Here is a 13092-nt window from a genome sequence, read left to right as displayed (position 1 = left end):
TCGCCGGCCTGGGCGTAGAACCCGGCGAGTTCGGCGGGCGACAGCCAGTGCAACGCGGTGGAAGAGAGCAGCGCCGCGGGCCGTTCGCCGGCGAGGGACTCGCGCGCTTCGGCGACCCGTTCGGTCCAGCCTGGATCGGTGAGGTCGCACTCCACCACGCGGACCCGCTCGGCGAAACCGGCCAGCGCCGTACGCGCGATCTCCAGCAGCATGACGTCGGCGTCCAGCGCCACCACCCGCGCTGCCGGGAAGCGTTCGAGCAGGCGCCGGCCGAGGGAGCCCGGGCCGCAGGCGGCGTCGATGGCGGTGAAGCGCCCGTCGCGGCCGAAGAGGTCTTCGAGCAACTGGAACATCGCCTCGTAGCGCTCCTCGCGCTGGCGGATGTAGCCCTCCTGCTGGCGGTCCCAGCGTTCGAGGAGCGCCATGATCTGCTCGGTTGCGGTCATCTTTCCTCCTGGGGGGCATGCCCGGTTGAGAGTGGGGTCCTGTGCTTCGAGGGATACGGCGAGCGAGACGTTCCCTGGCCTCGATGAAGAAGAAACGGCGGGCATTCTTCATTCGATTAAATGTTATGTTATAACTTATAAATATTTATAATTCATACCTGCCGACCATGACCCCCCATTCCTCCCCGCACCGTCTTCCTCCGCTGCGGCTGGCCCGCGCCGTGCCGTTCCTCTACCTGCTTCCCTGCCTGGCGCTGGCCGCGCCGGTCGACCTGGAGCCGACGGTGGTCAGCGCCACCACTACCGAGCGCAAGCTGCGCGACGCCCCGGCCAGCGTTTCGCTGATCGCCGCCGAGGACCTGCGGCGGCGCCCGGTGCGCGACCTGCAGGAAGCCCTGCGCGGTTCGGAAAGCCTGCAGTTCAACGGCGTCGGCATGTCCCGGCGGGGCATCAGCGTTCGCGGCATGTCCAGCGAGCACACCCTGGTGCTGGTGGACGGCCAGCGGATCTCCACCTCGTCCGGGGCCATCGCCCATTCCGACTTCGACCTCGGCTGGGTGCCGGTGGAGAGCATCGAGCGCATCGAGGTGGTACGCGGACCGATGTCCTCGCTCTACGGTTCGGAAGCCCTCGGCGGAGTGGTGAACGTGATCACCCGGCGCGCCACCGATACCTGGACGGGCAGCGGCCTGCTCGATGGCGGCGTGCGCGAGGACGGCCTCGGCGGGCAGAGCCACCAGCTCGGCGCCTATCTCGCCGGGCCGCTGGTCCCCGGCAAGCTGGGCCTCGCCCTGAACGGCGAGAGCCGCCGCCAGCAGGAAACCCCGGACGCCGACGAGCGCCGGCTCTCCGAGCTGGAAGGCGGCAACGCCGACAGCGGCGGGCTGAACCTCAGTTGGACCCCGGACGACGCCCAGCGCATCGACCTCGGCCACCAGCGCGGGCGCGAACGACGCTGGCGCAACAGCGAGACCGGGGGGCCGCGCTCGCGCTACTACGAGTCGCGCGACGTGATCGAACGCGAGCGCTGGTCGCTCGCCCACAATGGCCAGTGGGACTGGGGCAGCAGCCAGCTGCGCACCTACCGCAACCGCCTGGAGCGGCACAACGCGCGTTCCGACGGACAACCGCCGAGCAACCCGCAGCGCCTTACCGACAGCGTGGTCGACGGCCACCTCAGCATGCCGGCCTTCGAGCGGCATCTCTTCACCCTCGGCGGCGAATGGCGCAAGGAAGAACTGGAGGATCGCTCGGTGAATACCGCCGGCGACGCCAGCGCGCGACACAAGGCGTTGTTCCTGCAGGACGAGATCGCCTTCGGCCCGGACTGGTCGCTGACCCTCGGCAGCCGCTTCGACAAGCACGAGGCGTTCGGCTGGGAAAGCAGTCCGCGCCTATACCTGCTGCACCACCTTTCCGATGCGCTGACCCTGCGCGCCGGCGTCGGTCGCGGCTACAAGGCGCCGAGCCTGAAGCAGCTATCGCCGGAGTATGCAGCGGTCGGCGGCGGCGGGCGCTTCACCATCTACGGCAATCCCGACCTGAAGCCGGAGACCAATACGTCCTACGAACTGGGCGCCGACTACCAGGGCGACGGCTGGTCGCTGAAGGGCACGGTGTTCGAGAACGATGTCCGCGACCTGATCCAGACCGTCTGCGTAGCACGCTGCGGGGTGCGCGGCGGCGAGGTGCGCAACTACGAGAACGTCGACAGGGCGCGGATCCGCGGCCTCGAGCTGGGCGGCGGCGTGGACCTGCCGGCGGACCTGCGCTGGGAACTCAACTACACCTACCTCGACGCGCGCAACCGCACCGCCGGCCAGCGCCTCGGCGACCGCTCCCGGCACCTCGCCAACAGCCAATTGCGCTGGAGCCCCAATGCGCGTTTCAGCGCCCAGTTGCGCACCGAATACGTCGGCAGCCAGGTGGCCTACAGCAGCAACGTCGGCTACGCCTTGCCGGCCTACAGCCTGTGGCACCTGGAGCTGAGCCAGAAACTCAGCGAGAACCTGACGCTGCGCGGCGGCATCGAGAACCTTGGCGACCAGCGCCTGGCCGACGACGACACGCACTTCACCTATGCCGAACCTGGGCGGACCTTCCATCTCGGTCTGGTGGCGAGCTTCTGATGCGCCGTTCGCTACTCTTCTGCGGCGCGCTGCTGGCCAGTCTCTGTGCCTGGGCGGAGCCGGCCCAGGTGCGTCTGCTCAGCAGCGATTTCGTCCTCCCGGGCAAGCACCAGCGCCTAGCCGGTTGGGCGCGCGAGGCCGGTGTCGAGTTGCGCGGCCTGCGCCTCGGCATCGGCGAGGCGCCGCCCGGCGACTGGCTGGACGGCGGCGACCTGCTGATCCTCGACACGCCGCGGCCGACCGATCGCGCCCAGGTCGAGCAGGCGCTGGGCGAGCGCTTGCAAGGCGGGACGCAACCCTGGATCCGCGTCGGCGGCGGTCCTCCGGGCTTCGGCAAACTGCCGGCGGCGCTGGGCGGGCGCCTGGTCGGCTACTACGCGAACGGCGGCGAAGCCAACCTGCGCCGGCTGTTCGAGGCGGTCCGACGCTGGCATGCCGGCCTGACCGTCGACGCGTTGCCGGCGCCGCAGCCCCTGGCGCAGGCCGGCTTCTATCATCCCGACGCACCGGCGCCGTTCGCCGGCCTCGCCGACTACCTCGCCTGGGGCGCCTCGCGCTGGGCCAGCGACGCCCCGCGCATCGCCTTCCTGATCCCGCGCGGCGCCATCGCCGATGCCCAGACCGGCGCCATCGACGAACTGTTGCGGCGTAGCGAGCGGCACGGCCAGGCGCCGCTGGCGGTGTGGTTCGACGACAGCGATCCGGAAGCGTTGAGGAAGGCCTTCGCTGGCGCCGATGTCCAGGCGCTGGTCAACCTGCAGCACCTGCAGAACGGCCCGGCGCGCCGTGCCGAGTTCCTCGCGCTGGACGTGCCGGTATTGCAGACCCTCGGCTACCGCGACGGCAACGAGGCCGACTGGCTGGCCGCCTCCAGCGGGGTGGCGCCGCGTACCGCGGCGGCCTTCCTCGGCATGCCGGAAACCTGGGGAATGAGCGATCCGCTGGTGATCAGCGCCCTGGAGAACGGCGAGCCGAAGCTGATGGCCGGGCAGGCCGAGGCCCTGCTGGACAAGCTCGACCGGCTGCTGCGCCTGCGTCGCCTGCCGGCGGCGGACAAGCACCTGGCGCTGATGTTCTGGAACCACCCGGAGGGCGAGAAGAACGTCGCCGCCTCGCATCTCAATGTACCGGCCAGCCTGGCCCGTCTCGGCGAAGCGCTGCGGGCGGCCGGCTACCGGGTTGCGACGAGCGACGAAAGCGCGCTGATCGATACCGCCCAGCGCCTGCTCGGCGGCTACTACCGACCGCAGACCCTGGACGCGCTGTATCGCGACGGCCTCGCCGCGAGCCTGCCGCTGGACGCCTACCTGCACTGGTTCGAGGCGCTGCCGGCGGATCTGCGCGAGGAGATGCGCGCGCGCTGGGGCGACCCGCGTCGACATTGGGCCTTGCGCGATATCGACGGCCAGCGACGCTTCGTGTTCCCGGCGGCGCGCCTGGGTAATCTGCTGCTGTTGCCGCAGCCGCCGCGCGCCGGCCGTCCGGGCGAGGCCTACCACGACAGCGCGGTGCCGCCGGACCATCTCTACCTGGCGGTCTACCAGTTCGTCCGCGAGGGTTTCGGCGCCGACGCGCTGATCCATTTCGGCACCCATGGCACCCAGGAATGGCTACCCGGCAAGGACCGCGGGCTGGCGGTGGGCGACTACCCGCTGCGGGCGCTCGGCGACCTGCCGGTGTTCTACCCGTACATCCAGGACAACGTTGGCGAGGCGATCCAGGCGCGCCGGCGCGGGCGCGCGGTCACCGTCAGCCACCAGACGCCGTCGTTCGCCCCGGCCGGGCTGTACGACGAACTGCGCGACCTGCACCAGCTGATCCACGAATACCAGCAACTGGACGAGGGCGCGGTGCGCGAACGCAGCGCCGAGCAGATCCGCGCGGCGGTGCGGGCGGCGCACATGAACGACGACCTGGGCTGGAGCGAGGCAGCGATGCGCGAGGATTTCCCGGCGTTCCTCGGCGTGCTCCACGACCACCTGCACCGACTGGCCGGCTCGGCGATGCCGCTGGGGCTGCACACCTTCGGTGTCGCCGCCTCGCCGGAGCTGCGTCTGGGCACCGTCATGCAGCAGCTCGGCGAGCCCTACTACCGCGCGCTCGGTCTCGACCCCGACGAACTGTTCGCCGCCGATTTCAGGGCGCTGCGGGAAGGTCGTGCCTACCGCACACTGCAACGCTACCTGCGCGACGGCGGCGAGATCGCCAAGGTGGCCGATCCGCGCCTGCGCGAGCAGTTGCTGCGCGCCCGCGAACTGGACCGCCAGCTCGCCGACACCGGCGAACTGGAAGCGCTGCTCGCCGGCCTCGCCGGGCGCTTCGTCGCGCCCGGGCCGGGCGGCGATCCGATCCGCAATCCGCAGGTACCCAGCGGGCGCAACCTGTTCGCCTTCGAGGCCGACAAGGTACCGACCCGCGCCGCCTACGAAGCCGGCGCCGAGGCCTTCGGCCAACTGCTGGAAAGCTACCGCGCCGAGCACCAGGGCAGGGCGCCGGAAAAGCTCGCCTTCAGCCTCTGGTCGTCGGAAACCATGCGCCACCTGGGCATCGTCGAAAGCCAGGCGCTGCACGCCCTCGGCCTGCGCCCGCGCTGGGACGCCGGTGGCCGCCTGCTGGCGCTGGACATCGTGCCGGCGGCGGAACTGGGGCGTCCACGGGTGGACGTGGTGCTACAGGTGACCAGTGTCTACCGCGACCAGTTCGACGGCTTCATGCGCCTGCTCGCCGAGGCCATCGAGCGCCTCGCCGCGCTGGACGAGCCGGGCAACCCGCTGGCGCGCAACAGCCAGGCGCTGGAGCGGCGCCTGCGCGAACGCGGCGTCGAAGCGCCACTGGCGCAGCGCCTGTCGCGCCTGCGGCTGTTCGGCAATGCGCCGGGCGACTACGGCACCGGGGTCACGCAACTGACCCTCGACTCCACCCGCTGGGACGACGACTCGGCGCTCGCCGAGCAGTTCCTCGGGCGCTTGCAATACGCCTATGGCAGTCGCGACTGGGGCGTGAAGCTGGATGGCGGCAACCTGTTCGCCGAACAGTTGAAGGGCGTACAGGCGGCGATCCTCTCGCGCTCCTCGACGCTCAACGGCGTGCTCTCCACCGACCACCCGTTCGAGTACCTCGGCGGCCTGTCACTGGCGGTACGCCACCTCGACGGCGCCAGCCCGGCGCTGTACATCGCCGACCTGCGCCAGCGCCAGCCGCGCACCACGGCCGCCGCGCAGTTCCTCGCCAGCGAGCTGCGCGGGCGCTACCTCAGCCCGCAGTGGATCGCCGCGATGCAGCGCGAGGGCTACGCCGGCAGCCTGGAAATGCTCGACCTGGCCAACAACCTGTGGGGCTGGCAGGCGGCGGATCGCACCATGGTCCGCGCCGACCAGTGGCAGGCGTTGCACGACACCTTCGTCATGGACCGCCGCGAGCTGGGTCTCGCCGAGTGGTTCGAAACGCACAATCCGACCGCCCAGGCGCAGATCATCGCGCGCATGGCCGAGGCCATCCGCAAGGGCTACTGGGACGCCAGCGAGCAGACCCGCCGCGAACTGGCCGAGCGCTGGCGGCAACTGGCGGCCGCCGGCGCCGGCGAGGTCGGCGCGGCGACCACCCGTGAATTCATCGAACGGATGGCCGGCGGTTTCGGCGAGGCCGCGGCGCAGGCAGAGGGCGCGGCCGCGTCCGGTGCCGGCGAAACGGTCAGCGGCCGCGTCCTCGAAGAAGTCGCGCCGCCGCCGTCCGGCGAGCCGCAGCCGTGGCTCCGGCTGGCCGCCGCCGTGCTGCTCGCGCTGTTCGCCGCCGGCGCCGTCCGGCAATCCGTAGTCAATCGTCGTCCGATGGAAAATCGCTCATGAATGGTCTGGAAACCAGCCTCTACGAACTCACCCGCCTGTTCCTGCTGCCGGTGCTGCTGTTGATCCTCGCCGCGCTGGCCTACGCCTTCGTCGCCCTCGGCGGCTTCGCCATGGAAGCCTGGCAGCGCCGTCGCGGGCGCTACCGCTCGCGCCTGGCGGCCTGGCAGGCGCTGCATGGCGGCAACAGCGACGACCTCGAACTGTGGATCATGCAGCGCCTGGAATGGCTGCGGATCACCTCGCGCAGCGCGCCGATGCTCGGCCTGGTGGCGACCATGATCCCCATGGGACCGGCACTGCTGGCGCTGACCCGCAACGACGCCCAGGGGATCGGCGAGAACCTGGTGGTGGCGTTTTCCGCGGTGATCCTGGCCCTGGTCGCCGCCAGCATCACCTTCTTCATCCTTACCGTGCGTCGCCGCTGGCTGCTCCAGGAACTGCGCGCCGTCGAACGCGCGCGGGAGGCCGGCTGATGCGCTTCCTCGAACACGACGAGGCGGACGACCCGATCCTCTCGATGGTCAACCTGATCGACCTGTTCCTGGTGGTGATCGGCATCCTCCTGATCGTCATCGTGCAGAACCCGCTCAACCCGTTCAGCCAGGACAAGGTGGTGGTGGTCGAGAATCCCGGCGAGGCGGACATGCGCATGCTGGTCAAGGACGGCAAGGAGCTGAAGCGCTACCAGGCCAGCGGCGAGATCGGCGAAGGGCAGGGCAGCCGCGCCGGGGTGACCTACCGTTTGGCCGACGGACGGATGATCTACGTGCCGGAGAGCGGCGGGGAGGCCGGCAAGTAGCGACGCGTACGGCGGAGAGCTGGGACTTTTGCCCGGAGTTCCCGGATAATGGCCGGTTTCCGTTTCTCTTGGTGCTCGCCGTGGAAGTAAAGGTCAATTTTCTCGATAACCTTCGACTGGAAGCCAGGTTCGATGATTTCACGGTGATCGCCGACCAGCCGATCCGCTACAAGGGCGACGGCTCCGCGCCGGGGCCGTTCGACTACTTCCTGGCGTCGTCGGCGCTGTGTGCCGCCTACTTCGTCAAGCTGTACTGCCAGACGCGCAACATTCCCACCGACAACATACGCCTGTCGCAGAACAACATCGTCGACCCGGAGAACCGCTACCGGCAGATCTTCAAGATCCAGGTGGAACTGCCGGCCGACATCTCGGAGAAGGACCGCCAGGGCATCCTCCGCTCCATCGACCGCTGCACGGTGAAGAAGGTGGTGCAGACCGGGCCCGAGTTCGTCATCGAGGAGGTCGACAACCTCGATGCCGACGCCCAGGCGCTGCTGATGCCCGGCACCGATGCCGCCGGCTGCACGCGCATCCCGGGCAAGGACCTGCCGCTGGAGCAGACCATCGCCAACCTGTCGGCCATCCTCGCCGGCCTCGGCATGAAGATCGAGATCGCCTCCTGGCGCAACATCGTGCCCAACGTCTGGTCGCTGCACATCCGCGATGCGCAGTCCCCGATGTGCTTCACCAACGGCAAGGGCGCGAGCAAGGAAAGCGCGCTGGCCTCGGCGCTGGGCGAATTCATCGAGCGGCTGAACTGCAACTTCTTCTACAACGACCAGTACTGGGGAGAAGAGATCGCCAATGCGGCGTTCGTCCATTACCCGGACGAACGCTGGTTCAAGCCCGGCCGCGACGATGCGCTGCCGCTGGGACTGCTCGACGGCCATTGCCTGGCGATCTACGACCCCGACGGCGAGCTGCGCGGCTCGCACCTGTACGACACCAACTCGGGCAACGTGCAGCGCGGTATCTGCGCCTTGCCCTTCGTGCGCCAGTCCGACGGCCAGGTGGTGTATTTCCCCTCCAACCTGATCGAGAACCTCTACCTCAGCAACGGCATGAGCGCCGGCAATACCCTGGCCGAGGCGCAGGTGCAGTGCCTGTCGGAGATCTTCGAGCGCGCGGTCAAGCGGCAAATCCTCGAAGGCGAACTGGCGCTGCCGGACGTGCCGCCGGAGGTACTGGCCAAGTACCCGGGCATCCTCGCCGGGATCCGCGGCCTGGAAGAGCAGGGCTTCCCGGTACTGGTCAAGGACGCCTCGCTGGGCGGCGAATTCCCGGTGATGTGCGTGACCCTGATGAATCCGCGCACCGGCGGCGTGTTCGCTTCCTTCGGCGCCCACCCGAGCTTCGAGGTGGCCCTGGAGCGCAGCCTGACCGAACTGCTCCAGGGGCGCAGCTTCGAAGGCCTGAACGACCTGCCCCAGCCGACCTTCGAAAGCCATGCGCTGACCGAGCCGAACAACTTCGTCGAGCATTTCATCGATTCCAGCGGCGTGGTGTCCTGGCGCTTCTTCAGCGCCAAGGCCGATTTCCCGTTCGTCGAGTGGGACTTCACCCGGCAGGGCGAGGCTGCCAACGCCGAGGAAGCCGCGACCCTGTTCGGCATCCTCGAAGCCATGGGCAAGCAGGTCTACATGGCGGTGTACGAGCTCCTCGGCGCTACGGCCTGCCGGATCCTGGTGCCGGGCTACTCGGAAATCTATCCGGTGGAAGACCTGATCTGGGACAACACCAACAAGGCCCTGGCGTTCCGCGAGGACATCCTCAACCTGCACCGCCTCGACGATGCTGCGCTCGGGGCGTTGCTGGAGCGCCTGGAAGACTGCGAGGTGGACGACTACACCGACATCACCACGCTGATCGGCGTCGAGTTCGACGACAACACGGTCTGGGGCCAACTGACCATCCTCGAGCTGAAAGTGCTCATCGGCCTCGCCCTGAAGCGCTTCGAAGACGCCAAGGAAGGCGTGGAGGCGTTCCTCCAGTACAACGACAACAGCGTCGAGCGCGGCCTGTTCTACCAGGCGCTGAACGTGGTGCTGGAGGTCGTCCTCGACGACGAGCTGGAGATCGCCGACTACGAGGCCAATTTCCGCCGCATGTTCGGCGACGCGCGGATGGACGCCGCGCTGGGCTCGGTGGACGGCAGCGTGCGCTTCTTCGGCCTGACGCCGACCAGCATGAAGCTGGAAGGGCTCGACCGGCACCTGCGGCTGATCGACAGCTACAAGAAGCTGCACGCGGCGCGAGCCAGGATGCAGCCCGTGGTCGACGGCGAGGCCGGCGCTGCCGCGGCTGGCGGCCTCAAGCCTCGGCGCATGGCGATCCGCAAGCGCAAGTGAGGAGGGCGCCGAGGTCAGGGTGCGAGGATGATCATGAGGGAAACTTGATTTCATCACGAAGAAATTGAGTTTGTCTCATGGCATGAGTCTCCCGAGAATCCCTCCATCGACCTTTCGACTGGAGGAACACCCATGGCCCTGGCCCACACTCTCGGCTTCCCACGCATCGGACGCGATCGCGAACTGAAAAAAGCCCAGGAAGCGTTCTGGAAGGGCGAGCTGGACGAGGCCGGCCTGCGGGCCGTCGGCCGGCAGCTGCGCGCCGCCCATTGGCAGGTACAGAAGGACGCCGGCATCCAGTTGCTGCCGGTCGGCGATTTCGCCTGGTATGACCAGGTGCTGACCCATTCGCTGACCTTCGGCGTGATCCCCGAGCGCTTCCGGGCGCACGGCGAGGCCGGGCCGACCCTGCATACCCTGTTCGGCATGGCCCGTGGCGTCAGCGACGACAGTTGTTGCGGCGGTGCCCATGCCCAGGAAATGACCAAGTGGTTCGACACCAACTATCACTACCTGGTCCCCGAGTTCAGCGCCGACCAGCAGTTCCAGCTGAGCTGGGAACAACTGTTCGAGGAGGTCGACGAGGCCAGGGCCCTCGGCCACCAGGTGAAGCCGGTGCTGATCGGTCCGCTGACCTACCTGTGGCTGGGCAAGGCCAAGGGCGCCGAGTTCGACAGGCTCGACCTGCTGGACCGCCTGCTGCCGCTCTACGGCCAGATCTTGCGTCGTCTCGCCGGCCAGGGCGTGGAGTGGGTGCAGATCGACGAGCCGATCCTGGTCCTCGACCTGCCGCAGGCATGGAAGAATGCCTTCGAGCGCGCCTACAACCTGCTACAGAGCGAGCCGCTGAAGAAGCTGGTCGCCACCTACTTCGGCGGCCTGGAAGACAACCTGGGCCTGGCCGCCAACCTCCCGGTGGACGGCCTGCACATCGACCTGGTACGAGCGCCGGAACAGTATCCGAGCATCCTCGACCGCCTGCCGGCCTACAAGGTCGTCTCGCTGGGCCTGGTCAACGGGCGCAACGTCTGGCGCTGCGACCTGGAAAAAGCCCTGGAGGTGGTGCGCCATGCCCGGGAGCGCCTGGGCGAGCGGCTGTGGGTCGCGCCGTCGTGCTCGCTGCTGCACAGCCCGGTGGACCTGGAACGCGAAGACGGGCTGGACGCCGAGCTGAAGAGCTGGCTGGCCTTCGCCGTGCAGAAGTGCCGCGAAGTCGCGGTGCTGGCCCGTGCCGCCACTGAGCCGGAAGCCGCCGAGGTGCTTGCCGCCCTGGAAGAGAGCCGTGCGGTCCAGGCCAGCCGCGCTTCCTCGCCGCGAATCCACAAGCCGGCCGTGCAGGCGCGCCTGGCCGCGATCAAGGCCAGCGACGCCCAGCGCCGCTCGCCGTTCGCCGAACGCATCGCCAGGCAGCGTGCCGGGCTCGACCTGCCGGCGTTCCCGACCACCACCATCGGCTCCTTCCCGCAGACCTCGTCGATCCGCCTGGCCCGCCAGTCGTTCAAGCAGGGCAAGCTGAGCGAGGCCGAGTACATCGAGGCGATGCACAGCGAGATCCGCCATGCGGTGCAGATCCAGGAACAACTGGGGCTGGACGTGCTGGTGCACGGCGAGGCCGAGCGCAACGACATGGTCGAGTACTTCGCCGAGCAACTGGACGGCTACGTCTTCACCCGCTTCGGCTGGGTGCAGAGCTACGGCTCGCGCTGCGTGAAGCCGGCGGTGATCTATGGCGACCTGAGCCGTCCGCGGGCCATGACCGTGGAGTGGATCAGGTACGCCCAGAGCCTTACCGACAAGGTGATGAAGGGCATGCTGACCGGCCCGGTGACCATGCTGATGTGGTCCTTCCCGCGCGAGGACGTGTCTCGCGAGGTGCAGGCGCGCCAGTTGGCCCTGGCGATCCGCGACGAAGTGGTCGACCTGGAGGCGGCCGGCATCAGGATCGTGCAGATCGACGAGGCGGCTTTCCGCGAAGGCCTGCCGCTGCGCCGCAACGCCTGGCCGCACTACCTGGAATGGGCCACCGAGGCCTTCCGCCTGTGCGCCTCCGGAGTCCGCGACGAAACCCAGATCCATACGCACATGTGCTACAGCGAGTTCAACGATGTGATCGAGTCCATCGCCGCCATGGACGCCGACGTGATCACCATCGAGACCTCGCGTTCGGACATGGAGCTGCTGGAGGCCTTCGAGCAGTTCGACTACCCGAACGAGATCGGTCCGGGCGTCTACGACATCCATTCGCCGCGCGTGCCGAGCCGGGAAGAGATCGTCGCGCTGCTGCGCAAGGCAGCCCGGCGGATACCCGCCGAGCGGCTCTGGGTCAACCCGGACTGCGGCCTGAAGACCCGCGCCTGGCCGGAAACCGAGTCAGCGCTGGTGAACATGGTCGCCGCCGCCCGCGAACTGCGTGGCGACCTCGCCCGCGGCTGACCGGTAGGCCTGGTGAGCGGAACGGGACGCCTGGCGTCCCGTTGCGCATTTGCACGTCGGTTCAGCGCGGAGCGTCCACCAGCGCCCGTAGCACATGGTCTTCCCAGACCCCGGCGATCTTCAGGTAGGCGCGGGCGTAGCCCTCCCTCTCGAAGCCGAGGCTTTCCAGCAGGCGCTCGCTGCGTGCGTTGCGCGGCAGGTGGCTGGCCATGATCCGGTGCAGGCCGAGTTGCTCGAAGCAATACCGGTTGGCTACCCGCAGGGCACGCGCCATCAGGCCGCGGCCCTGAGCCGCAGCGGCCAGGGAAAAGCCCAGGTGGCAGGCCTGGAATACCCCGCGGACGATGTTGGTGTAGCTGCAGCGCCCCAGCACCTCGCCGTCGTCGGGATCGAGCAACAGCAGGAGAAGCGCCTCGCCTTCGTCCATGCTCGCCACCTGTAGCAGGGTGCGGGCGCGGGCGTTGTCCACGGAAAAATACCCCGGGTCGCGCAGCGGCTCCCACGGCGCCAGGTGCTCGCGGTTGGCGTTCTCGTAGCGGCTGGTCCGGACGAAATCGTCGGGTTGCAGCGCGCGCAGGAGGAAGTCTGCGTCGCGATGCAGTATCGGCACCTGCCGCCGGTTGCCCGGCAAGCCCCTCGGGTAGCCGGGCGGGAAGGGCGCCAGGGCGGACTTGAAGTCATTCATAGAACTTGCCCGCCAGCATCAGCTGCGCCGCGCGCCGCCAGGCATTCTCCGGCCTGGAATAGCCCGGCAGGCCGTCGCGGGAGTCCTCGCCCCAGGTCGCGGCGGCATCGAGGAAGCCACCGATGCTGCCGTTCTCCCAACCCAGCGGGCTGGGGCCGAACGGCTTCGGCGGGTTGGCGGCGGCGAGGCGGCGGTCTTCCTCCCAGTCCGCCGCCAGCGCGGCGAGGAAGCGCAGGTAACCCGCTTCGTCCTCGACCTGTTCGGCCAGCGCGTAGAGATCGGTTGCCATGTGCTTCCTCCTGGAGGTGGGGGTCGGGGGACGACGGCGCGAGGTCGAAGCGCGGTCAGGCCGGGCGCCTCTGGCCAATGCCGGCCTTGGCCACCGCGGTCTCTTATACAAATCT

9 protein-coding genes are annotated in these 13092 nt (G+C 68.7%); 6 read left to right on the top strand and 3 right to left on the bottom strand.

The features are described from left to right. Window positions 1-446, bottom strand: a 446-nt coding sequence (locus FFS27_RS17700; RefSeq protein ID WP_132809357.1) for a class I SAM-dependent methyltransferase, incomplete at its 3' end; no start/stop codon positions are given. A 167-nt stretch (window positions 447-613) separates the two neighbouring features. Between FFS27_RS17700 and FFS27_RS17695 the strand changes: the two genes are divergently transcribed. From FFS27_RS17695 to metE, 6 genes are all read left to right on the top strand, one after another. Then, on the top strand, window positions 614-2575 hold the full coding sequence (locus tag FFS27_RS17695) for a TonB-dependent receptor domain-containing protein (protein WP_023101332.1): 1962 nt from the start codon (window positions 614-616) through the stop codon (window positions 2573-2575). Continuing rightward, window positions 2575-6420 carry a cobaltochelatase subunit CobN gene (gene cobN / locus FFS27_RS17690; protein ID WP_137952118.1) on the top strand — a complete coding sequence of 1282 codons (3846 nt, stop codon included), beginning with the start codon at window positions 2575-2577 and terminating at the stop codon, window positions 6418-6420. The genes FFS27_RS17695 and cobN overlap by 1 nt, the downstream gene beginning before the upstream one ends. Beyond that, on the top strand, window positions 6417-6893 hold the full coding sequence (locus FFS27_RS17685) for a MotA/TolQ/ExbB proton channel family protein (protein ID WP_003088234.1): 477 nt from the start codon (window positions 6417-6419) through the stop codon (window positions 6891-6893). The genes cobN and FFS27_RS17685 overlap by 4 nt, the downstream gene beginning before the upstream one ends. After that, window positions 6893-7219, top strand: a complete 327-nt coding sequence (locus tag FFS27_RS17680) for a DUF2149 domain-containing protein (RefSeq protein ID WP_003088238.1) — start codon at window positions 6893-6895, stop codon at window positions 7217-7219. The genes FFS27_RS17685 and FFS27_RS17680 overlap by 1 nt, the downstream gene beginning before the upstream one ends. Window positions 7220-7299: 80 nt before the next feature. Then, entirely contained in the window at window positions 7300-9570 is a 2271-nt protein-coding gene (locus FFS27_RS17675) for an OsmC domain/YcaO domain-containing protein (RefSeq protein ID WP_034014199.1), read from the top strand. Window positions 9571-9702: 132 nt separating this feature from the next. After that, a complete protein-coding gene (gene metE, locus FFS27_RS17670; protein ID WP_137952117.1) occupies window positions 9703-12003 on the top strand; it encodes a 5-methyltetrahydropteroyltriglutamate--homocysteine S-methyltransferase in 2301 nt (766 codons plus the stop codon). Between the two features lie 61 nt (window positions 12004-12064). Here metE and FFS27_RS17665 read toward each other — a convergent pair whose 3' ends face one another. Then, window positions 12065-12634, bottom strand: coding sequence for a GNAT family N-acetyltransferase (locus FFS27_RS17665; RefSeq protein ID WP_003121997.1), 570 nt, complete (start codon window positions 12632-12634; stop codon window positions 12065-12067). 46 nt (window positions 12635-12680) lie between these two features. Beyond that, window positions 12681-12977, bottom strand: coding sequence for a DUF7660 family protein (locus tag FFS27_RS17660; protein ID WP_003088248.1), 297 nt, complete (start codon window positions 12975-12977; stop codon window positions 12681-12683). Window positions 12978-13092: the final 115 nt, after the last annotated feature.

It is taken from the genome of Pseudomonas sp. 2VD (assembly GCF_005503585.1).
Classification (GTDB): Bacteria; Pseudomonadota; Gammaproteobacteria; order Pseudomonadales; family Pseudomonadaceae; genus Pseudomonas; species Pseudomonas aeruginosa.
The sequence above is the reverse complement of the archived record's forward strand: the minus strand, read 5'-3'. Positions and strand labels throughout refer to the sequence as shown.